Source organism: Micromonospora salmantinae, from assembly GCF_022230905.1.
Classification (GTDB): Bacteria; Actinomycetota; Actinomycetes; order Mycobacteriales; family Micromonosporaceae; genus Micromonospora; species Micromonospora salmantinae.
The window spans coordinates 162,498-185,759 of sequence record NZ_JAKKFG010000013.1 but is presented as its reverse complement, the minus strand read 5'-3'; the positions used below and the strand labels follow the sequence as shown (position 1 = coordinate 185,759).

At 72.0% G+C, this 23,262-nt stretch carries 20 protein-coding genes and 1 pseudogene; 7 read left to right on the top strand and 14 right to left on the bottom strand.

Annotated elements, in window-relative coordinates; all coding sequences use genetic code 11:
* Positions 1-376 (bottom strand): annotated as a pseudogene (locus PSH03_RS13235) (chromosome partitioning protein); the annotation flags it as partial.
* A 92-nt stretch (positions 377-468) separates the two neighbouring features.
* Positions 469-1,533, bottom strand: a complete 1,065-nt coding sequence (locus PSH03_RS13230; protein WP_238689269.1) for a diacylglycerol kinase family protein — start codon at positions 1,531-1,533, stop codon at positions 469-471.
* Positions 1,534-1,657: 124 nt separating this feature from the next.
* Between PSH03_RS13230 and PSH03_RS13225 the strand changes: the two genes are divergently transcribed.
* From PSH03_RS13225 to purD, 3 genes are all read left to right on the top strand, one after another.
* Positions 1,658-2,947, top strand: coding sequence for an adenylosuccinate synthase (locus PSH03_RS13225; protein WP_210782949.1), 1,290 nt, complete (start codon positions 1,658-1,660; stop codon positions 2,945-2,947).
* Positions 2,948-3,197: 250 nt separating this feature from the next.
* Complete coding sequence (locus PSH03_RS33180; protein WP_210787404.1) at positions 3,198-4,085, top strand: type IV toxin-antitoxin system AbiEi family antitoxin; 888 nt, start codon at positions 3,198-3,200, stop codon at positions 4,083-4,085.
* 105 nt (positions 4,086-4,190) lie between these two features.
* The gene (gene purD, locus PSH03_RS13215) at positions 4,191-5,441 is read left to right on the top strand and encodes a phosphoribosylamine--glycine ligase (RefSeq protein WP_238689267.1); all 1,251 of its coding nucleotides are present in this window, start codon (positions 4,191-4,193) and stop codon (positions 5,439-5,441) included.
* A gap of 52 nt (positions 5,442-5,493) precedes the next feature.
* Here purD and PSH03_RS13210 read toward each other — a convergent pair whose 3' ends face one another.
* The 3 genes from PSH03_RS13210 to PSH03_RS13200 form a co-directional block, all read right to left on the bottom strand.
* Positions 5,494-7,056: an AMP-binding protein gene (locus tag PSH03_RS13210; RefSeq protein WP_210787406.1), complete on the bottom strand. Its 1,563-nt coding sequence runs from the start codon at positions 7,054-7,056 to the stop codon at positions 5,494-5,496.
* Positions 7,057-7,252: 196 nt separating this feature from the next.
* A complete protein-coding gene (locus PSH03_RS13205; protein ID WP_210787407.1) occupies positions 7,253-8,467 on the bottom strand; it encodes an acyl-CoA dehydrogenase family protein in 1,215 nt (404 codons plus the stop codon).
* Position 8,468: 1 nt separating this feature from the next.
* The gene (locus tag PSH03_RS13200) at positions 8,469-8,921 is read right to left on the bottom strand and encodes an SCP2 sterol-binding domain-containing protein (RefSeq protein ID WP_196920508.1); all 453 of its coding nucleotides are present in this window, start codon (positions 8,919-8,921) and stop codon (positions 8,469-8,471) included.
* Positions 8,922-8,988: 67 nt separating this feature from the next.
* Here PSH03_RS13200 and PSH03_RS13195 point away from each other — a divergent pair, with 67 nt between their 5' ends.
* Positions 8,989-9,627: a TetR/AcrR family transcriptional regulator gene (locus PSH03_RS13195; protein WP_210787409.1), complete on the top strand. Its 639-nt coding sequence runs from the start codon at positions 8,989-8,991 to the stop codon at positions 9,625-9,627.
* Here the strand turns inward: PSH03_RS13195 and PSH03_RS13190 are convergent.
* Positions 9,602-10,270: a DedA family protein gene (locus PSH03_RS13190; RefSeq protein WP_210787413.1), complete on the bottom strand. Its 669-nt coding sequence runs from the start codon at positions 10,268-10,270 to the stop codon at positions 9,602-9,604. The genes PSH03_RS13195 and PSH03_RS13190 overlap by 26 nt on opposite strands.
* Positions 10,271-10,437: 167 nt before the next feature.
* On the opposite strand from PSH03_RS13190, the gene PSH03_RS32840 reads away from it, so the two are divergent.
* Together PSH03_RS32840 and PSH03_RS13180 are read left to right on the top strand one after the other, a co-directional pair.
* Positions 10,438-11,589: a sensor histidine kinase gene (locus PSH03_RS32840; protein WP_210787410.1), complete on the top strand. Its 1,152-nt coding sequence runs from the start codon at positions 10,438-10,440 to the stop codon at positions 11,587-11,589.
* Positions 11,586-12,227, top strand: coding sequence for a response regulator (locus tag PSH03_RS13180; protein ID WP_238689266.1), 642 nt, complete (start codon positions 11,586-11,588; stop codon positions 12,225-12,227). Before PSH03_RS32840 ends, PSH03_RS13180 begins: the two co-directional genes overlap by 4 nt.
* A gap of 6 nt (positions 12,228-12,233) precedes the next feature.
* On the opposite strand, the gene PSH03_RS13175 is transcribed toward PSH03_RS13180, so the two are convergent.
* From PSH03_RS13175 to PSH03_RS13145, 7 genes are all read right to left on the bottom strand, one after another.
* Positions 12,234-12,875, bottom strand: a complete 642-nt coding sequence (locus PSH03_RS13175; RefSeq protein ID WP_210787412.1) for a DedA family protein — start codon at positions 12,873-12,875, stop codon at positions 12,234-12,236.
* 203 nt (positions 12,876-13,078) lie between these two features.
* Positions 13,079-14,341 carry an adenylosuccinate synthetase gene (locus PSH03_RS13170; RefSeq protein ID WP_210787336.1) on the bottom strand — a complete coding sequence of 421 codons (1,263 nt, stop codon included), beginning with the start codon at positions 14,339-14,341 and terminating at the stop codon, positions 13,079-13,081.
* Positions 14,338-15,297 (bottom strand): hypothetical protein, encoded by a 960-nt coding sequence (locus PSH03_RS13165; protein ID WP_238689265.1) that lies wholly within the window; start codon positions 15,295-15,297, stop codon positions 14,338-14,340. The genes PSH03_RS13170 and PSH03_RS13165 overlap by 4 nt, the downstream gene beginning before the upstream one ends.
* Positions 15,298-15,306: 9 nt before the next feature.
* Positions 15,307-16,278 carry a protein kinase family protein gene (locus tag PSH03_RS13160; RefSeq protein ID WP_238689264.1) on the bottom strand — a complete coding sequence of 324 codons (972 nt, stop codon included), beginning with the start codon at positions 16,276-16,278 and terminating at the stop codon, positions 15,307-15,309.
* Positions 16,275-17,027, bottom strand: a complete 753-nt coding sequence (locus tag PSH03_RS13155; protein ID WP_238689263.1) for an NUDIX hydrolase — start codon at positions 17,025-17,027, stop codon at positions 16,275-16,277. Before PSH03_RS13155 ends, PSH03_RS13160 begins: the two co-directional genes overlap by 4 nt.
* Before the next feature lie 79 nt (positions 17,028-17,106).
* The gene (locus PSH03_RS13150; protein ID WP_238689262.1) at positions 17,107-17,973 is read right to left on the bottom strand and encodes a MaoC/PaaZ C-terminal domain-containing protein; all 867 of its coding nucleotides are present in this window, start codon (positions 17,971-17,973) and stop codon (positions 17,107-17,109) included.
* Entirely contained in the window at positions 17,973-19,379 is a 1,407-nt protein-coding gene (locus PSH03_RS13145; RefSeq protein ID WP_238689261.1) for a 3-oxoacyl-ACP reductase, read from the bottom strand. The genes PSH03_RS13150 and PSH03_RS13145 overlap by 1 nt, the downstream gene beginning before the upstream one ends.
* 55 nt (positions 19,380-19,434) lie before the next feature.
* Here PSH03_RS13145 and PSH03_RS13140 point away from each other — a divergent pair, with 55 nt between their 5' ends.
* Positions 19,435-20,727 (top strand): acetyl-CoA C-acetyltransferase, encoded by a 1,293-nt coding sequence (locus PSH03_RS13140; protein WP_210787324.1) that lies wholly within the window; start codon positions 19,435-19,437, stop codon positions 20,725-20,727.
* A 117-nt stretch (positions 20,728-20,844) separates the two neighbouring features.
* Here the strand turns inward: PSH03_RS13140 and PSH03_RS13135 are convergent, their stop codons facing one another.
* Entirely contained in the window at positions 20,845-23,109 is a 2,265-nt protein-coding gene (locus tag PSH03_RS13135) for a right-handed parallel beta-helix repeat-containing protein (RefSeq protein ID WP_238689260.1), read from the bottom strand.
* Positions 23,110-23,262: the final 153 nt, after the last annotated feature.

Sequence of the window (23,262 nt, the reverse complement as noted above, 5' to 3'; positions counted from 1 at the left end):
CGGCCGGGTCGGTCGGCGGCGGCCAACTCGGCTGCGCCGGCGCCCAACCCGACCCGGCGCCGGACGGGCCGCTGGCCCCCCACCCCCCGGGCGCCGGGACGGCACCGGTGAGCGACGGGTAGTCCGACGGCGAGGGCGGCGACTGGGCCGCAGCGCCCGGCTGGCCGGGAACCGGCGGTCGCCCGATCGGCGGCGCGGCCACCGGTGGCGTGACCGGATGTGTGACCGGCGACGGCCCACCCCGCTGCTCGGTGACCGCAGCCCACGGCGGCACCGCGCCCCGGTCGCCCGGATCTGGCGGCCAGAGTGGTTCGACGTCCCGCTCCGGCACCGGCTGCTGGCCGGGCACCTGCGCCCGGTCGGCGTTCTCGTCCATTACGGCCCTCCCCAGTCCTCCTGCGAGGATAGGCCCAATCGCCCAACAGGGCCGATCGGCGCAGGCAGGTCGGCCGGTCGGTGCGGTCGAGGTCAGATCGACCAGACCGCCCACGCGCCCGGCTCGACCCACCAGGAACGCTTCCGGGTCAGCTCGCCCTCGACACCATCGTCGAGGTACGGCACCTTGCCCTCCCTGGGCAGCACCGACACCGCCCGCCCACGGGCCCGCCGAACTTCGAGGCGTACCCGCTTGCGCCCCCACGCCGAGCGGACGACCACCGGCACGGCCACCGCGACCTCGACCTGGCCGTCGGCCGGGTCCGGCGCGGTCAGCAGCGTCACGTCGTTGAGCGTCGCGTACCCGCCGGCGTTGCCGACGGCGCAGGCCAGCAGCGGTTCCGCACCGTCGGTGAGGATGGTGTCGTCGACCTCCACCCGGGCGCGCCAGTGCAGCGGCCGGCCGGCGTCGTCGGCCGCGCCGAGGAGCGCGCCGTCCAGGGTCACCGAGCCGCCGTCGTTGCGCAGCAGGTCCAACCGGCGCGGCGTGCCGTCCAGCACCGCGGTGGCCACCGCCGCCGGGTCACGGGGCAGCCCGAGCTGCGCGACCAGGTCCCGCTGGGTGCCGCCGCGGGCCGGGTCGAGCGGGAGTACGGCCACCGGCGGCAGGTCGGGCAGGGTCCGGTTGCCGGGCAGGTCCGCCGGGCGCTTGCTCGGCGCCGGGGCGTACCGCTTGACCAGCCGGCGCAGCACTGCGCGCAACTGCCCGTCGCTGGCCGTGGCGACGACCAGCCGGGTCTTGCTGTCCGGATCCGGCCAGGTCAGGCCGTCCGGGCGGGTCGGGCCGTCGAGCCGGGCCAACACCGCGTCGATCTCCGCGTCGGAGCGGGCGGTGACCGTCTCCACCCGGGCGCCCCGGGCGTTCAGCGCGTCGGCGCACGCCAGCACCGGCACCCGGGGCCGCTCCGTCGCGCACTGCCCGGTGTCGGTGCTGGCCTGGCCGCTGTCGGTCTGGTCGGTGTTGGCTTGGCCGGTGTCGGTCTGGCTCGTCGGGGCGGTGTCGGCCCCGGTCGCGCCGCCGCAGCAGGCCCCGCCGCTGCCACAGCCCCCGGGAGCGTCCCGCTCCGAACCGAGGGTGAGCAGCACCACGTCGTACACGGAAGGAGCCTCCTGCCTCTCGACGCGACCCCTGCCGGCCGCGCCGTCACTACTTGTTAACCTGACACCCCGGGCTCGCCGAGCGGTCGCCACCTGGCACCCGAGCCTTCTGGAGGCGGAAAAGATGCCAGCGATCGTGCTCATCGGCGCTCAGTGGGGCGACGAGGGCAAGGGCAAGGTTACCGACCTGCTGGGTGAGCGGGTCGACTACGTCGTGCGCTACTCCGGCGGCAACAACGCCGGGCACACCGTGATCACCCCGGACGGCCAGAAGTACGCGCTGCACCTGATGCCGTCCGGTGCGCTCTCGCCGAACGCGATGATCGTCATCGGCAACGGTGTGGTGGTCGACCCGAAGGTGCTGCTCGCCGAGATCGACGGCCTGGCGGAGCGCGGCGTCGACGTGTCCCGGCTGCGGATCTCCGGTGACGCGCACCTGATCATGCCGCATCACCGGGCGCTGGACCGGGTCATCGAGCGGTACCTCGGCTCGTCCCGGATCGGCACCACCGGCCGCGGCATCGGCCCGGCGTACGGCGACAAGGTCGCCCGGATCGGCATCCGCCTCCAGGACCTGCTCGACCCGGGCATCCTGCGCAAGAAGCTGGAACTCGCGCTGCGCGAGAAGAACCAGATCCTGTTCAAGGTCTACAACCGCAAGGCGATCGACCTCGAGGCGACCGTCGAGGAGTACCTGGCGTACGCCGAGCGGCTCAAGCCGTACATCGCGGAGACCCGGGCGATGCTCTGGGACGCCCTGGACCGGGGCGAGACGGTGCTGCTGGAAGGCGCCCAGGCCACCATGCTCGACATGGACCACGGCACCTACCCCTTCGTGACCTCGTCGAACCCGACCGCCGGTGGCGCCTGCGTGGGCGCGGGCATCCCGCCGACCGCGATCAACAAGGTCATCGCGGTGAGCAAGGCGTACACCACCCGGGTGGGTGCCGGGCCGTTCCCGACCGAGCTGTTCGACGCCAACGGTGACCACCTGCGCAAGATCGGCGCGGAGTACGGCACCACCACCGGGCGGGAGCGCCGGTGCGGGTGGTTCGACGCGGTCGTCGCCCGGTACGCCTGCCGCCTCAACGGCGTCACCGACCTGGTCATCACCAAGCTGGACGTGCTCACCGGCCTGCCCAAGGTGCCGATCTGCGTCGGCTACGAGATCAACGGCGTCCGGGTCGACGACATGCCGATGAGCCAGACGGACTTCCACCACGCCAAGCCCGTCTTCGAGGAACTCGACGGCTGGTGGGAGGACATCACCAAGGCCCGCACCATCGACGACCTTCCGGAGAACGCCCGCCGCTACATCGCGAGGGTCGAAGAACTCTGCAACACGAGGGTGAGCGTCGTAGGCGTAGGCCCAGGCCGAGAAGAAAACGTAGTCCTCCACCCCCTCCTCCCCTAACCCCACCACCCCCACCCCCCAACCCCCAACCCCCACCCCCACCCGGTGCCCGCCTCGGTGATCAAGAGGTTTGCGTCAGATCTGGTCGTGAGGTTGACGTAAACCTCTTGATCACCGAGGCGGACTGTGGGGTTATCCACAGGGGCTCGAGGGTTGTCCACAGGGGCTTCGTTCGAGTGGGGTGGGTGGGCAGGGTGTGGGTGTGGGTGCACATCAACTTCTTCACCACATTGCGGCCGGGCAGGACGGCATGGTCACCCTGGGCCAGGCATTGCGTGCCGGCCTGACCAGGGACCAGATCCGACAGTTGCACCGGTCCGGCAGGTGGCAGCGGCTTCTCCGTGGGTGCTTCGTTCCAGAAGCGGAGTTGAGTGATTCGACGCGTCGGCGGGCGCGAATCCGCGCTGCGGTCATGAGCCTCGGCCCAGGCGCCTTCGCTGTTCTGGACTCCGCGTTGGAGTTGCACGGCATCGCGGGTCTTCGCCGGACAGCACAGGTCCACGTCTCGGTGCCAGTCGATCGACCCCGACCTCAGCGCTCACTGGTGCCGTGGTTGACGGTGCATCAGGTGACCGTCGGCCCCGGCGACATCGTCCAGGTTGCGGGCATCCCGGCGACCTCTCCGCTTCGCACCGTCTCGGACGTCATCCTTCGGGTTGATCGTTATCCAGCGGTCTCGGTCCTCGACTCAGCTCTGAACCAGGGTCGCATCGATCCGGCACATCTGGCGGCCATTCCGAGCCTGATCCGGGGACGTCGGGGCGCGGTCATGGCACGCGCCTGCCTCGCCGAGGCGGACGGGCGGGCGCAGTCGCCGCTGGAGACGCGTAGCCGGCTGCGGTGCGTGGACGGCCGGGTGCCGCCGGACACGCTGCAGTTGGAAGTGCGCGACGATGACGGCTATCTGCTCGGCATTGGCGACCTGGGCTGGCGCGGCCCAAGGCTGATTGCCGAAGCGGACGGCCGAGACGCGCATGGCACCCCGGAGGCCGCCTACGCCGACCGCCGTCGCCAGAACCGCCTGGTCAACGCTGGCTGGACCATCCTCCGTTTCACCTGGCAGGACACCCTCCACCCCACCTACATCCCCCAAACGGTCCGCCAAGCGATCGCAGTCGCGGTCGCCCAACGAAGGTGATCAAGAGGTTTCCGTCAAGAACGAGTCCACCGCTGACGCAAACCTCTTGATCACCGAGGCCCTACGGGGGCGGGCGAGGTGGAGGGGGACAGTAGGATCTCGGGCGTGCGGGTTCTTTTGGTGGGTGGTGGCGGGCGGGAGCACGCGCTTGCGCTTGGGTTGACGGACGATCCTGGGGTTTCCGCGCTGATTGCGGCGCCGGGTAATCCGGGGATCGCCAGCGTGGCTGAGCTGCGAGCGGTCACTCCGACAGATCCGGCCGCGGTGGCGGCGTTGGCCGTGGAGGTGGCGGCTGACCTGGTGGTGGTCGGGCCCGAGGCGCCACTTGTCGCCGGGGTCGCCGATGCGGTACGCGCCAAGGGCATCGCCGTGTTCGGTCCATCCGGTGCGGCCGCGCAGTTGGAGGGCTCCAAGGCGTTCGCCAAGGACGTGATGACCGCCGCCGGCGTGCCGACCGCCCGGGCGTACGTCTGCACGGACGAGGAGAGCACCGCCCGGGCGCTGGACGAGTTCGGCGCGCCGTACGTGGTGAAGGACGACGGGCTCGCCGCCGGCAAGGGCGTGGTGGTGACCGACGACCGGGCCGCCGCGTTGGCACACGCGGACGAGTGTGGACGTGTCGTGGTCGAGGAGTTCCTCGACGGCCCGGAGGTCAGCCTCTTCGTGGTCACCGACGGCGAGGCGGCGCTGCCGCTGGTGCCGGCACAGGACTTCAAGCGGCTCGGCGACGGCGACACCGGGCCGAACACCGGTGGCATGGGGGCGTACGCGCCACTGGCCTGGGCCCCGTCCGGCCTGGTCGACGACGTGATGCGCGATGTGGTCCACCCGACGCTCGCGGAGATGCGTCGCCGGGGCACCCCGTTCGCCGGCCTGCTCTACGTCGGGCTCGCGATCACCGCCGCCGGCCCTCGGGTGATCGAGTTCAACGCGCGCTTCGGTGACCCGGAGACCCAGGTGGTGCTCGCGTTGCTGGAGACCCCGTTGGGTGGGCTGCTGCACGCGGCGGCCACCGGCTCGTTGGCCGAGCATCCGCCGCTGCGGTGGCGCGACGGCAGCGCCGTGACCGTGGTGCTCGCCTCGGCGGGTTATCCGGCCGCGCCGCGCACCGGCGACGTGATCACCGGTGCGGACCGTCCGGGCATCATCCACGCGGGCACCGCCCGTCGGGCCAGCGACGGCGCGTTGCTCTCCGCCGGCGGCCGGGTCCTCTGCGGTACGGCCACCGGCGCCGACCTGGCCGCCGCGCGGGACGCCGCGTACGCGCTGGTGGACGGGGTGGAGTTGGCCGGCTCGCAGCACCGCACCGACATCGCCGCCGCCGCGATCGAGGATCGGATCACGATTCCCGGCTGAACACCGACCTCGACCCGGCGGGCACGCACCAGCCGCCGCGCCTCCCCGCCCGTCAGCCGTAGTAGCGGCGCAGTTCTCGGGTGAGCACCTTGCCGGTGGCGTTGCGAGGCAGGTACTTCACGAAGATCACGTCCCGGGGGACGCTGAACCGGGCCAGGAAGTGCCGGACGTACTCGCGGACCGCCTCGGGGTCGAGGGTCTCGCCGGGGTGCAGGGCGAGGAACGCGGAGAGGCGCTGGCCGTACTCGGGGTCGGGCACGCCGATCACGGCCGCCTCGCGGACCTGTGGCAGTTGCGCGAGCAGGTCCTCCACCTCGGACGGGAAGACGTTCTCGCCGCCAGAGACGATCATGTCGTCGGCCCGCCCGTCGACGAAGAGCAGCCCGTCGGCGTTGAGCCGGCCGAGGTCGCCGGTGTCGAGCAGGCCGTCGTGGGTTTCCCGGTTGGCGCCTGAGGTGTAGCCCTCGAAGAGCATCTCGTTGCCGACGAGGATCCGCCCGACCCGTCCGTCCGGTACGGGTTGGCCGTCGTCGTCGAGCAGTTCCAGCCGGGTGCCGTGCGGGGGACGACCGGCGGTGGTGGGTGCCTGACGCAGGTCCTGCGGGCCGGCGATGGAGGCCCAGGAGACCTCGGTGGACCCGTAGAGGTTGTAGAGGACGTCTCCGTAGACGTCCATGAACTTCGGGGCCAGCCCGCCGGGCAGGGCGGAGCCGCTCACTGCGACGACAGTGAGCGGGGGGCGCGGGTCCGGCGGGGGCACCTCCAGCAGCCGTTGCAGCATCACCGGTACGGCGAAGAGAGCGTCGCACCGGTGCGTGCTCAGGGCGGCGAGCGTGGCGGCCGGGTCGAAGCGGCGGTGCAGCACGATGGTGGCTCGTAGTGCCAGGCAGACCTGGAGGGCGGCGAATCCCCAGGTGTGGAAGATCGGCGCGGCGATCATCACCCGGTCCCGGGCGTGCAGGGGGATGCGGTCGATGATGGACACCAGTGGACCGAAGCCGCTGGGCGTCGGTCGGCGAGCGCCCTTGGGCGTACCGGTGGTGCCGGAGGTGAGGACGATGATCCGGCCGTCGCGCTCGGGCGGGTGGAGGTCACCCGGCAGTGCCCCGGCCACCAACTCCTCGCGGGCGCGTTCGTCGAGCCGGGACAGCTCGGCGGGGAGGCCGAGGACCCGCTCGGCGAACTCGTCGTCGTGCACGAGGAGCCGCAGCCGCTGTTCCTCGGCGACGGTGCCCAGCTGGGCGGCGCTGAGCCCGGTGTTGACAAGTACCGCGTCGACGCCGAGCAGGGTGGCGGCGACGATCGTCTCGATCAGCCCGTGGTGGTTGCGGCAGAGCACGCCGATCCGGTCGCCGGCCTGTACGCCGAGCCCGGCCCGCATCGAGCGGGCCATCCGCTCGGCTCGGTCGAGCAGGTCGTGGTAGGTCAGCTCGACGCCGTTCTCGTCGATGACGGCGGGTCGGCCCGGGTCCCGGGCGGCTGCTTGGCGTAGCTCGCCTGCCAGGCTCCACCCCCACGTGCGCAACGCGTTGAGCTGCGAGGCGACCCGGACCGGGCTGCCGGGGGTGAGCAGCCCGCGACGGGTCAGCGTGGCAACGATGAACGGCAGGTCCATGCCGCAGACCTCCTCGGGTGGTGCGCGGACGGGGCGTCGGCCCGCCCGTCCATCAGGGCTTCTTTCCTTGATCATGCACTGGGCGCGGCTGAAGGCCCAGTTGGCGTCGGCGTGGGGTGACAAAGACGGCACAGATCGTGGAATCCGGGCCACCGTCGGCCCGACCCTGGTCGAGGAGGGGTCGGGCCGACGGCGGTCAGCGGATCTGCATCCCGGAGATCGCCCGGGAGATGACCAGTCGTTGGATTTCCGAGGTGCCCTCGAAGATGGTGTAGATCTTGGCGTCCCGGTACCAGCGCTCGACCGGGTGGTCACGCAGGAAGCCGGCCCCGCCGAGCAGTTGCACTGCCTTCTCGGTGACCGAAACGGCCACTTCGCCGGCCTTGAGCTTGGACATCGATCCTTCGCCCGCGGTGAACGGGCGGTTGTTGCGGCCCATCCACGAGGCCCGCCAGACCAGCAGCCGCGCCGCGTCGATCTCCATCCGCATGTCGGCCAGCGCGAACGCTACCGCCTGGTTCTCGATGATCGGGCGTCCGAACTGGACCCGGTCCTTCGCGTAGTCGAGGGCGTACTCGTAGGCGGCCCGGGCCACGCCGAGCGCCTGGGCGCCGACGGTGGGTCGGGACAGCTCGAAGGTGCGCATCGCGGCCTGCCCGGTGGCTCGCTGACCGGAGCGGGCACGGTCGAGTCGTTCCAGCAGGGCGTCTCGTCCGCCGAGCAGGCAGCGGCCGGGTACGCGGACCCCGTCGAGGAAGACGTCGGCGGTGTGTGACGCGCGGAGGCCGAGTTTGCGCAGCTTGCGGGTGGCGGCCAGGCCGGGGGTGCCCGGCGGTACGACGAACGCCGCCTGACCCCGGGAGCCGAGCGCGGGGTCGACGGAGGCGGTGACCACGTGCACTCCGGCGATTCCGCCGTTGGTGGCGTACGCCTTCTGGCCGGTGAGCACCCACTCGTCGGTGGCCTCGTCGTAGACGGCCCGGGTGCGCATCGCGCCGACGTCGGAGCCGGCTTCCGGCTCGCTGGTGCAGAAGGCGGCGACGGCTGGCGAGTCGACGTCGCCGAAGCACTGCGGCACCCACTCGACCATCTGGTCGGGGGTGCCGGCGCCGTAGATGGCGGCGACGGCGAGTGAGGTGCCGAAGATGCTCATGCCGATGCCGGCGTCACCCCAGAACAGTTCTTCGCTGGCGATCGGCAGGGAGAGCCCGGTGGGGTCGGCCCAGCAGGTGGCGAGGAACTCGAAGCCGTAGAGGCCGACCTTGGCGGCTTCCTGGATCACCGGCCAGGGGGTGTCCTCGCGCTCGTCCCACTCGGCGGCGGCTGGGCGCACGACCTCGGCGGCGAAGCCGTGCACCCAGTCGCGTAGATCCCGCTGTTCCTCGTTCAGGTCGAGCGAGAACTCAGCCATGTCAGGCCTTGGGGATGTCGAACAGGTTGGCGATGTTGGCGGCGAGGCCGAGGTCGCCCTTCGCCTTCAACTTGCCGGTCATGAACATCATCACCGGGTTGGCGCCACCGGAGACGATCTTCAGGAACTCGACCGGGCCCATGGTGAGGCTCAGCTTCGGGTCGTGCTGCGGGGTCTCGTTCACGACGCAGGTGCCGTCGGCGATGACCACCTCGTAGGTGTCGCTGCCGCCGTCGGGGCGACCGGTGATGATCCAGTGGATGACCGCGTTTGTGGAACCGGCCCGGTCCGCGCGGAACAGCGACGGCATCCGGCCGAACACCTCGCCCAGGACCTTGTCGCGCAGGTCGCCGGACATCACCTGGGCGATCTTGTCGTCCGGGGTGGACTTGACCAGCTGGGCGAACTCCTTGGGGCCCACGTTGGCGAAGGTGGCCGGGTCGAAGTCAGTCATCAGGTGCGCCTTCCGGAAGATTGGCTACTCGCGCGTAACCCTACGCACGAGTAGGTATGCTCGCAAGGTGTCCAGCGTCCCCGCCTTCAAGCGCCTGCCTCGCGCCGTCCGCGAGCAGCAGATGCTCGACGCGGCCGTCAAGGTCTTCTCCCGACGTGGCTTCCACGCCGCCAGCATGGACGAGATCGCCGAGGACGCCGGCATCTCCAAACCCATGGTGTACGCGTACCTCGGCACCAAGGAGGAGCTCTTCGTCGCTTGCCTGCACCGGGAGGGCACCCGGATGATGCAGGCCATCGCCGGGGCGGCGGCTCCCGACCTGCCGGCCGACGAGCGGCTCTGGCGCGGGCTGAGGGCGTTCTTCGGCTTCGTGGGCGCCCATCGGGACGGCTGGGCGGTGCTCTACCGGCAGGCCCGGGGCGAGCAGCCGTTCGCCGGCGAGTTGGCCACCATGCGGGCCCGGCTGGTCGAGGTGGTCGCCGGAATGCTCGACCACGCGCTGCGCGCCGATGGCCGCGAGATCGCCGCCATCGACCTGGAGGTCGTCGCGTACGCCCTGGTCGGCGCGACCGAGTCGTTGGCCGACTGGCTCGCGGACCACCCGGACGCGGAGCCGGAGAAGACTGCCACCCGGATGATGAACGTGGCCTGGCTCGGTGCCGCCCAACTGCTGCACGGCGTCACCTGGCGTCCGCCGGCCGACTGACGGCCCCGGCGGGAACGGCGTCGGTGCCCGGCTCGCCGACCCGCGCCGTACGGCGGCGGTTGCGGAGCCAGCGAACCACCTCGACGACCACCGTCACCGTCAGGGCGAGGCCCAGACCGAGCAGGAGACCGCGCAGCGGGTCCTGCTCGAAGGCCAGCCCGCCGACGTAGCCGACCAGCGCCGAGTAGAGCCCCCACGAGCTGGCGGCCAGCGCGTCGAAGGCCAGGAACCGTCGCCGTGGATAGCGCACCGCGCCCATGGTGAGGGTGACAGCGGTCCGGCCGCCCGGAACGTAGCGGGCCACGGTGAGGATCAGACCGCCCCGGGTGGCGATCCCCCGACGGGCCCGGTCGATGGCGCCTCGGCGTCGACCGTCGGGGGGCAGCCGGTCGAGCAGCCGGGTGCCGCCACCCCGCCCGATGGCGTACGAGACGTGGTCGCCGACCAGCGCCCCGGCGGCTGCCACCAGGATCACCGCCGGCAGGTACGGCGCTCCGGAGGCCGCGAACACCCCTGCGGTGATCACCGCCGTCTCGCTCGGCACCACCGGGAAGAAGCCGTCGAGCACCGCGATCGCAAAGATCGCCAGGTACACCCAGGGTGAGGACATCGTGTCGTGCAGCAGGTCGAGCAGATCCATGATCCCGATGCTGGTCGGCGCGGCGGCTCCCGACATCGGCCAGTGGTCAGGTGGGCGGCACTACTTAGGTAGCGGCCGGCCCGGACTGTGCATCGGGGTCATCCCCCACCTCACCCCGGTACGGCGCTGTGGGGCGGCCCGACACGTCGGCTGAGCCCTAGGCTCGCTGCGTGGCCTCCAACGCCGTCGCCCTCCGGCGGGTCGTCCATCGGTACGCCCCGCCGCTGCTCGCCGTCCTGGTCGCCGCGGCCGTGTGGGCCAGCGCGACCGGTGACATCGGGGTCCACTCGCCGCTGCCGAGCGTGGTCGTGCTGCTGATCGCACTGGGCTCAGCATGGGCCGCCGGTACGGTCCGGACCCGCCGCTGGCCGTTGTTCCTGGCCGCGGCGGTCGGCTGGTTGGTGCTCGCCGCGGCGGCCGCCGGGGTGCTGGCCTCGTACCAGGCGGGTCTGCGGTTGCGCGGTCGCCAACTCGCCGGTTACCTCGCCGGTGCGGCCCTGGTGCTGACCGGCGGGGTGCTGGTCGGGCTGGCGGTGGGTGGCGTACGCCGGATCACCACCGCCAGCACCGGCAACGTGCTGCTGCTCGCCGCCTGCCTGGTGGGGCTTCCGTTGGTCTTCGGCCTCTGGGTGCGGGCCCGTCAGGACACGCTCGCCGCTCTGCGGGACCGGGCCGAGCGGCTGGAACGCGAGCAGGAGGCCCGCGCCGACCGGGTCCGTGCCGAGGAGCGGACCCGGATCGCCCGGGAGATGCACGACGTGGTGGCACACCGGGTCTCGTTGATGGTGGTGCATGCCGGGGCGCTGGAGGTGACCGCCGTGGACCCGGCGACCGTCGAGGCCGCCGCGCTGATCCGGACGACCGGCAGGCAGGCGCTCACCGACCTGCGCGAGGTGCTGGGTGTGCTGCGCCAGGCCGGCCCGGCCGTGACGCCGGAGCGGGGGCTCGACACGTTGGACGAGTTGATCGGGGAGTCCCGTGCCGCCGGACTGCGGGTGTCCCGGCAGGACGAGGGTGTGCCGACGGCACTGCCGGCGACGCTGGGGCGTACCGCGTACCGGGTGGTCCGTGAGGCGCTGACCAACGTGCGCAAACACGCGGCCGACGCCGAGACGACGGTCTGCCTGCGCTACCTGCCCGACGGGCTGGAGGTGCTGGTCCGCAACGGCCCGTCCGAGGGCGGGTCGGCGCTGCCGGGTGCCGGGCAGGGGCTGCTCGGGCTGCGTGAGCGGGTGGAGCTGCTCGGCGGCCGGTTGGAGGCAGCTCCGGTGGACGGCGGCTTCCTGGTCCGGGCTCTGATCCCGCTGGCGGGTGCGGCGTGATCCGGGTGGTGGTGGTCGACGACGAGCAGCTGGTCCGGGCCGGGCTGCGGCTGATCCTTGAGGCGGCGGAGGACATCACTGTCGTCGGAGAGGCGGCGGACGGCGCCGGCGCGCTGGAGCAGGCCCAGCGGTTACGCCCCGACGTGGTGCTGCTCGACGTGCGGATGCCGGGCGTCGACGGGCTGACCGCAGCGCCCGACGTCGTCGCCGCCGGCCCAAAGGTGATCATGTTGACCACCTTCGACCTCGACGAGTACGTGCACCGCGCGCTGCGGGCCGGCGCTGTCGGCTTCCTGCTCAAGGACACTCCGCCCCGGGAGTTGGCCGCCGCCGTCCGTACGGTGGCCGCCGGCAACGCGATGCTCGCCCCGACGGTGACCCGGCGTCTGATCAGCTCGTTCGCCGAGCGTGGCCCGGCCCGCCGGGACGCGGCCCGTGAGCGGCTCGCACCGCTGACCGAGCGGGAGCTGGCGATCGTCCGGGAGGTGGCGCGCGGGCACGGCAACGCGGAGATCGCCCGGCGGCTGACGATGAGCGAGGCCACGGTCAAGGCACACGTCAGCCGGGCGCTGGCGAAACTCCACGCGGGCAACCGTGTGCAGTTGGCCATCCTGGTGTACGACGCCGACCTGCTGTGACGGGTGTCAGGTCGATCCGGCCCGGTCGGTGGTGCTGGTGGTGGCGGCGCGCTGGCGCGCCCGGTGGCGCAGCCAACGGACGCCCTCGATGCCCAGCGTGACGATCACCGACAGGCCGATCCCGGCGAGGACGCCCTTGACGGGGTGCCGTTCGAAGGCCAGCCCACCGAAGTAGCCGAGCAGCCCGCAGTACAGGGCCCAGGTGACCGTCGCAATCGCGTCGTACAGCAGGAACGACCGGCGGGAATAGCGCACCGCGCCCATGGTGAGGGTGACGGCCGTCCGCCCGCCCGGCAGGTACCGGGAGGTGGTCAGGATCAGCCCGCCGCGCCGGTTCAGCGCGCGCCGGGCCCACTCCGAGCTGGCTCGTCGGCGGCTGCCGTCGGGAAACCCGGCGAGGCGTCTCGCGCCGCCACCGCGCCCGATGGCGTACGAGACGTGGTCACCGGCGCAGGCGCCCAGCGCGGCGGCGCCGATCACCGCCGCCAGCTTGGGATTTCCGCTGGTGGAGAGCACGGCGGCGGTGATGACGGCCGCCTCGCCGGGTACGGCCGGAAAGAACGCGTCGACCGCCGTGAGCCCGAAGATCAGCAGGTACACCCACGGTGAGGCGACCAGCTGTCGGAGCAGGTCGAGCGCGGAGTCCATGCCCCCATGCTCGCCGGGCGCGACCCGCCCGGTGGCCGAAGCCGTTGGATAACCCCCACCTCTCCCCGCGCCGATCTTGCACTTTGTGTCCGAACCAACCCCCGCAAAAGCTGCATAACAACTACCGAAAGTGCAAGATCGACGGGGGCAGGGCGGGGCGGGGCGGGGCGGGGCGGGGCGGGGCGGGGCGGGGACGGGGTGGGTCAGGCCGCGTGGGCCAGGGTTCGTGGGGCTAGCAGGGGGCCGTGTGGGGTCTTGTCGTTGGCGGTGGGGCCGTGCGAGGTGAGCACCACCGGGGCGTCCAGCTCCGCGCTTACCGCTGCGGGCCAGTCCTGCGGTTTGTCGTCGTACAGCGGGCGGGAGCGCAGCAGGCGGGCGGTGAGCGCGGCCTGCCGGTCCAGGTCACCGGGCGGGCCCGGGGTGAGCCGGTCCGTGGTGTCGTAGCGGCGGCAGATCCGCAGGTCGGGGCCGGCCAGGTCGAGGTGGGTCAGGGCCAAACCGTCCACACCGCCGGCTGCGGCGAGGGCGTACCGGTGGGCGACCGCGTCGAAGTGGCCGAACCGGAACCGGCCCTGCCAGGGGTTCGTGGCGTTGTGCGCGTCGGCGAACGGCAGGCTCGGATCCTCGGTCACCAACGGACCGTGCCCGTGCCGGGTGGTCACCACGCGGAGCACCCCGATCCGGGTCACGTCGCCGGGCCGGCCCGCCTCGGCGAGCAGACTGTCGACGTTGGCGAACGTGGTGGTGCTCCAGGTGGTGTACGGGTGGAAGCCGTGCCACTCGTCGAGCAGCACCCCCTGCGCGCCCTCGAAGACGCAGGTCCCGGTGCGCAACGCCCCGGCGAGCCAGCTGCCGTCGACGACGGCGACCCGGTCGGCGAACCCGGTGAACGCGGGCAGGCAGTCCTCGATCGGTGGCGCTTCCAGCGGGCCCAGCTCGGCGGTCAGCCGGTCCCGCAGTGTGGTCAGCCGGCGGCGCAGCAGTGCCGGGTGGTGGCAGTCGGCGACCCGCGGCGCGTCGTCGGGGTGGGCGAGGCCGTACGCGACGGCCTCGCCCACCCCCAGCCCGCAGGAGCCGTGCCGGTCGGCTCCCCGGGCGGTCTCGCGGGCCCGGTTGGCGGCCCGGTGGTACGGGGTGGCGAGCAGCGCGTCCCCGTCGACGGTCAGCCGGTCGAGCGCGTCGGGCACCCCGACCGTGGCTAGGTGGCCGGCCTCGGCGGCCAACGCCAGCGGGTCCACCACCACGTGCCGGGACAGGTGCGTACGCACACCGGGATGGAACGTGCCGGCGCCGAACTGCGCGAACGTGTGGTGCCGCCCGTCGCGCAGCACGACGTTGTGTGCCGCCTGCGCGCCCCCGTTGAAGCGGACCACCGTGTGCACGGGACGGGTGGCGCAGAGCCAGTCCACCACAGTGCCCTTGCCGGCGTCGCCGTAGCCGAGGTCGACCACCGCCAGGTGGTTCACAGCCGGGTCACCCCGCCGGCCGTGTCGGTGAACGCCGGCAGCGTCGACACCTCGGCCCGCCGTTCCCGGCCGAGGCGGGCCAGCGCCTTCGACACGGTTCCGGTGGCGCCGGAACCGGCGCGGTCCAGGTCGCGCAGGCCCTCGTCCAGGTCGATGGCCTGTTCGCCGAGGCCGATGGTGAGCGCGATGGTCTCGCAGACCGCGTCGAGGTCGTCGAGCACGACGGTGTTCTGCCCGAGCAGGTCCCGCCAGAAGTCGAGCACCTTGGCGTTGCCGGCGTAGTGGCTGCCGGCGGGGAGCAGGTAGTAGGTGTCCCAGCGGCGGGTCACCTCGTCGACCACCTGCCGCAGCGGCACGTCCTCGGAGAGGTCGTCCCCGATCAGGCCGGCCACCTCCCGGGCCTTCACCCACTGGTACGCCAGCTCGTCGCCGATGATGAACAGGTAGCCGCGCCGGCCGCGCTTCTCCCAGTTGTCGGTGACTGTGTGCCGGGCCATGAAGTACATGGCCAGCTCGTACGACTCGCTCATCTGTCCGCCGCCGCCGCCCTCCAGCACGATCTGGCCGAGGTCGTCGTCCATCCGGTTGTCCGACTCGAACTGGCCCACCTGCAACGGCACCCGGTCGCAGGTGGCGTCGCCGATGGCACCGAACATGATCTGCGGGTCGCTGGCGTAGCCCTGCCGTTGCAGCAGCCCGAGCAGTTGCGGCAGCTTGGTCTGCAGGACCCGCGGCACGGTGCGCATCGAGCCGGTCACGTCGAAGAGCACCGCGACTGGCGTCGACCGGGGGTGCTCGTCGGAATCGCGGCTCTCGCGGGTCGCGTCCCTGGGGTCGAGCGCGGGGTGCACGGTGCGCGCCCCGCTGTCGCTGTAGGAGAAGGCGCTCCTGCCGGTGGACCGGCGGTAGCGGTCGGCGGCGTCGTACACGTCGGTGGACCAGATTCCACTGCCCATGACAGCTCCTTAGGGGGTGAGGGTGAAGGGTCGGAAGGTGCGTGGCCCGTAGAGCCGGTCCAGCACCTGGTCGAGTTCGCGCAGCAGGCGCCAGGCGTCGTCGGGCCGGTCGCCCAGGGACCGTTGCCGGCAGCCCAGCGCGAAGGCGTGCAGCTCGCGGGGCGCGCGCGGCCCCATCAGCCAGCTCATGCAGTGGCTGGCCATCGCGATGTCGGTGCCCGGCCCGCAGGGCTGCTTGGTCAAGACTTCCGGCGGGTACCAGTCCGGGTGGCCGGGCACGACAGCCGGGATCGTGCTGCCCACGGCCGCGGAGAAGCACCAGTCGACGAGCACCACGCCGTGGGCGTCCGGCTCGATCAGCACGTGTCGGGGCAGGACCGCGCCGTGCACCACGCCCGCCCGGTGGGCCAGGCCGAGCACCACCAGCAGCCGCCGCCACATCCAGGCCACGTCCCGGGGGTCCAGCCCGTCGGGGTACGCGCGCCGCACCTCGTCGAGGTCGTGCAGGCCGGGTGCGGTGGCGAGCACGTTGATCCGCCGGTCCGCGCCGGTCGCGGTGTCGCGGTGCCGGAACTCGTCGACGAGCCGGGGCACGTACGGCAGGTAGCGCGGGTCGCTGCGCTCGGCGATGGTGCGCAGGGCGTGCGCCTCGCGGACCATCAGGTCGTTGTCGGTGGGCCGTCGGGGGAGCTTGAGCAGCCGGTCGTCGCCGACGTCGTAGAGGTCGGCCAGGTCACCCGAGTGGGCCGGCGCGCCGAGCCGGTAGTCGCCGAGGATGGTGGTCTGCCGTGCCCGCCACCGGGTGGTGACGTGGATGAACGCGTCGATGGCTTCGGCGCGTACCGCCGGGTCGGTCGGCAGGCGGTCGGGGTGCAGGGCCGCGACCAGCTCGCGGTAGCGGTGGGCCGGCTGGTCGGCGCCGAACAGGTCCGCGTCGGTGCGGGCGGCCGCGACCAGGCGGATGGCCTCCGTGGCCCTCACCGCACCGTCTCCTCGCTGGCGGGGCGCAGCAGCGCCGGATGCAGCAGGCGGGCGTCGCCGGCCCGGTAGAGCCGGGCGCGCGGGCCGCCTCGGGCACCACCGCGCTCGGTGCTGGTGCCGGTGCTCTCCACGAACCCCGGCACGGAGAGCACCTTGCGGTGGAAGTTGCCGGCGTGCAGCGGGTGCCCCCAGACCGTCTCGTAGACGGCGCGCAGTTCGCTGATCGTGAACTCGGCGGCGAGGAAGCGGGTGGCGAGCGGCGTGTACTCCAGCTTGGAGCGGGCCCGTTCCAACGCGTCGTCGATGATCCGGCCGTGGTCGAAGGCGAGCTGTCGGCTGGTCAACGCGGTCACCGGGAGCCAGATCGCCTCGTCGGCGTCGCTGCCGGCGGCCGGGTCCGGCAGGTCGGGGGCGAACGCGAGGTGCGCGATCGAGACGACCCGCATGCGCGGGTCACGGTCGGGAGCGCCATAGCTGCCCAACTGCTCCAGGTGTACGCGGCGCAGCGCCTCGCCGCCGAGCCCGGTTTCCTCGGCCAGCTCCCGTCGGGCGCCGGCGGTCAGGTCCTCGTCGGGGCGGACGAAGCCCCCGGGCAGCGCCCAGTGCCCGGCGAAGGGTGCCTCGCCGCGCCGGATCAGCAGCAGGTGCAGTGCGCCGGCGCGGATGGTCAGCGCCACCACGTCGACGGTCACGGCGACCGACGGGTAGGCCCGTGGGTCGTACGCGGCCAGGAACTCCTGCTCGTTCATCACGTCTCTCTCATACTGAGAACATCTCGGTGTGAGAACAACTTAGCGCACGAGGAAGCTTCTGCCAAGCTCGGAATTCTCAGCGCAGGTGACCCGTCAGGTGCGGTCGGCCGCGCGAGTCGTGCAGGGCGAGCCCGCCGTCCGGGAGGACCGCGAAGTTCACGGTGCTCGGCAGCGGCACGGGCAGCTTGAAGGCGACCTCGACGGTGTACGCGTCCGGCAGCCGGGCCTCCAGCGCGGCCAGGCAGCGCGCCTTGCTCCACATTCCGTGCGCGATCGGACGGCGGAAGCCGAACAGCCGCGCACCGAGTCGGGAGGTGTGGATCGGGTTGTGGTCACCGGAGACCCGCGCGTACTCCGTACCGATGCGCGGTTCCACCCGCCAGCGGGCGGTGGCCGTCGGCGCCGCGGGACGTTCGCCGGGCTCGCGCCCGCCCGGCTTGCGTTCCCGACCGAGGTACGTCGAGACGCCGCGCCACACCTCTTCCCCGTCGACCGAGCCGATCAGCACCACCTCCACCTGCCGCCCCCGGTCGTGGGGGCGCAGGTTCTCCGCGTACGTGGTGAAGTCGAGGGTCTCGTCGGCGGTGATCGGGCGGTGCGTGGTGATCCGGTTGCCGACGTGCACCAGGCCGATCAGCGGGAGGGGGAAGTCCGGCGCTGTCATCAGGCGCAGGGCCAGCGGAAAACCCATGACGTGCGGAAACGTCGCGGGCAGCCGATCGGTGAGCCGGAACCCGCAGACCCGGTCATAGTCGGCCAGCTGCGCCCGGTCGACGCTCACCCCGCCCACTGTCAACTCGACCGCCGGCAGGTCGGGCCCGCGCCGCCCACCGCCGAGGCCCGGCAGCGCGCCCAGCAACGCCCGTCGGTGCAGCGCCCCGGCCGCCGGCATCCGGGGCAGCTCGACGGGGGTACGGCTGCCCGACTCCGGCCGCGCGCCCATCACGCCCCCAGCAGGCTCTGGCCGCAGACCCGGACCACGTTTCCGCTGACCGCGCCGCTGGCCGGCCAGGCCAGCCAGCCGATCGTCTCGGCCACGTCCACCGGCAACCCGCCCTGGGCCAGGCTGTTCATCCGCCGGCCCGCCTCGCGGACCACCAGCGGGATGCGCGCGGTCAGCCGGGTCTCGATGAAGCCGGGGGCCACCGCGTTGACGCTGATCCCGCGCTCCCGCAGGGCCGGCGCGAGTGAGTCGACCAGCCCGATCACGCCGGCCTTGCTGGTGGCGTAGTTGGTCTGCCCCCGGTTGCCGGCGATCCCGGCGATCGAGGAGACCGAAATGATCCGCCCGCCGGACGGGATCAGCTCCCGCTCCAGCAGTACGTCGTTGATCCGCTCCTGGCTGGAGAGGTTGACGTCGATCACCTGGTCCCACCGGTCGGCGTCCATCCGGCCGAGCGTCTTGTCCCGGGTGATGCCGGCGTTGTGCACCACCACGTCGACCCGGCCGTGCCGGCTGGCCAGGTGCTCGGCGAGTCGGGTCGGCGCGTCCGGCGCGGTCAGGTCGAGTTGGACGGCGGTGCCGCCGATGTCGTTCGCCACCGCGGCGAGCGCGTCACCGGCAGCCGGGATGTCCAGGGCCACCACCTTCGCGCCGTCGCGGGCGAGCACCTTCGCCAGCGCAGCACCGATGCCCCGCGCGGCGCCGGTGACCAGCACGACCTGCCCGTCCAGCGGGCGGTCCCAGTCGGCCGGGATGCTCGCCGCGCCGCCGCTGACCCGGATGACCTGCCCCGACACGTACGCGGAGCGGCCGGACAGCAGGAACCGGAGAGTCGATTCGAGGCCGATGCTGGGGTCGCCCTGGGCGCGGGCCACCTGGACGAGTTGCGCGGTGATGCCCCGGCCGAACTCCTTGCCGATGCTGCGGACGAATCCTTCGAGGGCGCGCTGGGCGGTCGCCGCGCGGGGCGTCGGGCACTCCTGCGGCGGGTTGCCGAGCACGATCACCCGGCCGCTGGGCAGCACGGCCCGGGCCTGCGGGTGGAAGAAGTCGTAGAGCTGGCGCAGCTCGGTCGAGTCGGTGATCCCGGTGGCGTCGAACAGCAGTGCCCCGTACCGCCGCGGGTTGTCGCCGTGCGAACGGGTCGGCGCATGCTGCGCCGGAGCGCCCCCGACCCATTCGGTGGCGGCGGCCGGGTCGGCCAGCTCGACCCCGGCGGCGGTCAGTCTCATGGCCACCGGTTTGGCGTACCGAGCGCCGGTGGCCGCGCCGAGCAGGGCCGGGCCGGCCAGCAGCGGGTCGCCGGGGTGGTGTCGGCGCAGTCGGGGCGGGTCGGGCAGCCCGAGGCGCTTGACCAGCGCGCGGCCGGCGGCCGATTGGACGAAGCTCGCGTACCTGTCGGTCATGGGCGTAGCCTACTGGCCAGTAGGGTCCAAGCAACACATGTCGAGGAGGCGGATCGTGCAGAGCATCCGGCGGGTCGCGGTCATCGGGGGCAACCGCATCCCCTTCGCCCGTTCCAACGCCCGCTACGCGGACGCGTCAAACGCGGACCTGCTCGGCGCGGCGCTCGACGGCCTGATCGCCCGCTACGGGCTGGCCGGGCAGCGCATCGGCGAGGTGGTCACCGGTGCGGTGCTCAAGCACTCCCGCGACTTCAACCTCACCCGCGAGGTGGTCCTCGGCTCCCGGCTCGACCCACACACCCCGGCGTACGACATCCAGCAGGCCTGCGGCACCGGCCTGGAGGCGACCATCCTGGTCGCCAACAAGATCGCCCTCGGTCAGCTCGACGTGGGCATCGCCGGCGGCGTCGACACCACCTCCGACGCCCCGCTCGCCGTCAACGAGGAGATGCGCCGCACGCTGCTCAAGCTCAACTCGGCCCGCACGCTGGGCGAACGGCTCAAGATCGCGGCGAAGCTGCGCCCACTTCAGCCGTTCAAGCCGGAGATCCCGCGCAACGCAGAGCCGCGTACCGGCCTGTCCATGGGCGACCACGCCGCCCGGACCGCCCTGCGCTGGCAGATCGACCGGCGCTCCCAGGACGAGCTGGCGCTGCGCTCACACCAGCGCCTCGCGGCCGCGTACGACAGAGGTTTCTTCGACGACCTGATGACGCCGTACCTGGGGCTCACCCGGGATGCGAACCTGCGTCCGGACAGCAGCCTGGAGAAGCTCGCCTCGCTGAAGCCGGTCTTCGGCACCCGCGGCCCGGACGCCGAGCAGGCCACCATGACGGCCGGCAACTCGTCACCGCTCACCGACGGCGCGTCCACAGTGCTGCTGGCCAGCGAGGAGTGGGCCGCGGCGCACCACCTGCCCGTGCTGGCCTGGTTCAGCTGGTCGGAGACGGCGGCGGTGGACTTCGTGCACGGCGACGAGGGGCTGCTGATGGCACCCGCGTACGCGGTGCCCCGGATGCTGGCCCGTGCCGGGCTGACGTTGCAGGACTTCGACTACTACGAGATCCACGAGGCGTTCGCGTCGCAGGTACTGGCCACCCTCGCCGCCTGGGAGTCGCCGGAGTTCGCGAAGGACCGGCTCGGCCTGGACGCGCCGCTGGGCGCGATCGACACCGACCGGCTCAACGTCAACGGCTCGTCGCTGGCCGCCGGGCATCCGTTCGCCGCCACCGGCGGACGGATCGTGGCGACCCTGGCCAAGCTGCTGGCCGAGCGGGGCAACGGGCGCGGGCTGATCTCCATCTGCGCCGCCGGTGGTCAGGGCGTGACCGCCATCCTGGAGCGCTGAGCGGAGTGTGCAAGGCGACGCCCGCCGGACCCGAGGGTCCCGGCGGGCGTCGATAGCGCGGTAGGGCTCAGCCGAGGGTGAACCTCTCCCAGGTGCTGATGGCCGGGCCGTTGGCGATCAGTGGCTTGCTGCCCGCGCCGTCGGCGCTGACGTACTTGTTGTTGATACCGGCCTTGAAGCTGACAGTGCCGTCGCTGTTGCGCACGATGGTGAAACGCTCCCAGGTGCTGACGGTCGGTGCGTTCGCGACAGCGGCTTGGCGCCCGCGCCGTCGGCGGACACGAAACGGCTGTTGGCACGGGCGAAGAGGGCGATCTGACCGCTACCGAGGTCGGCGAAGTCGAACCGCTCCCAGCTACCGGCGGTCGCCGCGCTCGCGATCAGTGGCTTCACACCGGCACCGTCGGCAATCACGAAACGGCCGTTCACGCTGGCCTTCAGCGACCTGTTCGCGTCGGCGACCGGAACCTGGGCGAACTTCTCCCAGGCGCTGATCGTCGGCCGGCTCGCCGAGAGCGTCACAGCACCGCTGGGATCGGCGGTGGCGTACAGGTTGTTGCTCGCCTTGAGGCTGACGGTGCCGTCACTGTTGCGGACGACTGTGAACTTCTCCGAGGCGCCGACCATCTGACTCTCGGCGTTGAGTGATTCGTTGGCCAACTGCGTGACGTAGCGGCCGTTGGCCCGCGCGACGAGGGCCACCTGGCCGTTGCCGGCGTCGGCCAGGTCGTACTGCGCGGCGGCGGTCAACCCGACCTGGTTCGGCAGGAGAACCGACGCGGCTGTACCCACGTAGCGACGGTTGGACAACGCGAGCAGGCCCACGGAAGCGGTCCGCCGCAGCACGCTGACCTGCTCGGTGCTGCTGCCGCTCAGGCCGTCGGTTCCGATGGGGCTGACGGTGACGTTGTAGGTGCCCGGCGTGGCGTACTTGTGTGTGGCGATCGGACTGGACTGGCGGGTGGAGATTCCGTCGCCCCAGCTGAACTCGTAATCACGGATCGGGACGAAGCCCGGCGTCGAGGCGGAGGCGTCCACCCTGACCGTGCTCGTGGCGAGGTCCACTGTGGCGTCGAAGGACGACACCGGGTGTTTGATGGCCTCGGCAGCGCCACGGTCGGCGTACGCGATCGGGCCGGCGCCGGTGTTCGGCACGGCCGGATCGTCCCGGCGTGGCTTGCCCTCGGTGTCGAGATCCTGGTAGCCGGGCACCGTCGAGTTCGCCGAGTCGACATTCTCCCGGACATCCGACGTGTACCGGTCGTGTGCGGCCTGCCCGGTGACGGTGCGGAACTGGGTGAGACCCATCCTGGTTCCGTTCCACGAGTAGCCGGTCGCGGACGCGGACTGGTGCCAGGTGTTGTTGTAATCGATCACGGTGCCGCTCAGCGCGGCGTCGTGGACCGCGATCTCAGCGCCTTCGGGAGCCTGCGGGTCGCAGTAGCCCTGGTTGAAGGCGGCGTTGTTGCGGAGCACGTTGTTCTGCACCGAGACCTGCGACGATGCACCGTCGACCTGGATGCCGCCCAGGCAGCGGTCCTGGATCTCGTTGTTGGCGATGGCAGTGCCCACGGCTCCGCGGTTGTGGATGCCGTACCCGATCCCGCCCTTGATCCGGTTGTTGGCGATCACCGTCCCGGCGGCGGCGGGGCCCACCGCGATGGCAGCGCCGGAGAAGCCGGCGACGTCGCCGTCGATGATCGTGTTTTGTGGCCCGTCGACTCGAATGCCCACGCCGTCATCGACGGCGACGTGTTTCGGGTCGGTCGACACCAGTGAGTCCTCGACGAGCACCTCGCTGGTGGACACATCCATTGTCAGGCCGCCGGCAAGCGCCGTCCCGCTGACGGTGAGGTGTTCCAGCGCCGCCACCCTCACATTGGCGAGTCGGATGGCGGGCGCGGTCGCGACATTCGCCATCGTGAAGTTGCCGCCCGCGATCATGATGTTCGAGGCGTTACGCAGATCGAGGGCGGGTACGTCGGTTGACCCGCTGACATTGATATTCTCGATCTGGATGTCGTGCTGGCCGCCGATGACCAGGCCCGCGTTCGGGCCGACAAGCGTCACCGGTGTGCGGGCGTTCCAGGCCGTGAATGCGATCCGCGCCTCTGGTGTGCCGGAGCTGGTGACGGTGACGCGCTCGGCGTAGGTGCCGCCTTCGATAAGAACCGCCCCAGGGGCGGTCACCACGGCGGCTGCTGCACCGATCGTGCAGAACGGCGTGTCGTCGGAGCCGGGCCCCTGGTCGGAGCAGTTTGCGTCGGCCTGCTTGACGTACAGAATCATGGGGTCGTCTGCCTGGGCGGGTGCGCCGGTGGCCAGCAGGGTGCCGCCGGTCACCGCGATCGCGGTGAGGCCGGCGAGGGATCTTCTACGCATGCGTGCCCTCTGTCGTGAAGGGTGGATTCGGCTTCGCCGGAGATCAGATGGAGACGATGATCCGATACCGGCTGATAGCGCACCGTCCCGGGCGACAAAACGGCCAACCGGCCCCACCGGCACCCGCCCTGGCCTGCTGGTCGGACGGGCCGC

Bases quoted from the DNA above. Each gene is read 5' to 3' on its own strand.
- PSH03_RS13225 (WP_210782949.1), top strand. From the start codon at position 1,658: ATGCCAGCGATCGTGCTCATCGGCGCTCAGTGGGGCGACGAGGGCAAG.
- PSH03_RS33180 (WP_210787404.1), top strand. From the start codon at position 3,198: ATGGTCACCCTGGGCCAGGCATTGCGTGCCGGCCTGACCAGGGACCAG.
- PSH03_RS13210 (WP_210787406.1), bottom strand. From the start codon at position 7,056: ATGGACCTGCCGTTCATCGTTGCCACGCTGACCCGTCGCGGGCTGCTC.
- PSH03_RS13205 (WP_210787407.1), bottom strand. From the start codon at position 8,467: ATGGCTGAGTTCTCGCTCGACCTGAACGAGGAACAGCGGGATCTACGC.
- PSH03_RS13200 (WP_196920508.1), bottom strand. From the start codon at position 8,921: ATGACTGACTTCGACCCGGCCACCTTCGCCAACGTGGGCCCCAAGGAG.
- PSH03_RS13175 (WP_210787412.1), bottom strand. From the start codon at position 12,875: ATGGACTCCGCGCTCGACCTGCTCCGACAGCTGGTCGCCTCACCGTGG.
- PSH03_RS13165 (WP_238689265.1), bottom strand. From the start codon at position 15,297: ATGGGCAGTGGAATCTGGTCCACCGACGTGTACGACGCCGCCGACCGC.
- PSH03_RS13155 (WP_238689263.1), bottom strand. From the start codon at position 17,027: ATGAACGAGCAGGAGTTCCTGGCCGCGTACGACCCACGGGCCTACCCG.
- PSH03_RS13150 (WP_238689262.1), bottom strand. From the start codon at position 17,973: ATGGGCGCGCGGCCGGAGTCGGGCAGCCGTACCCCCGTCGAGCTGCCC.
- PSH03_RS13145 (WP_238689261.1), bottom strand. From the start codon at position 19,379: ATGACCGACAGGTACGCGAGCTTCGTCCAATCGGCCGCCGGCCGCGCG.
- PSH03_RS13135 (WP_238689260.1), bottom strand. From the start codon at position 23,109: ATGCGTAGAAGATCCCTCGCCGGCCTCACCGCGATCGCGGTGACCGGC.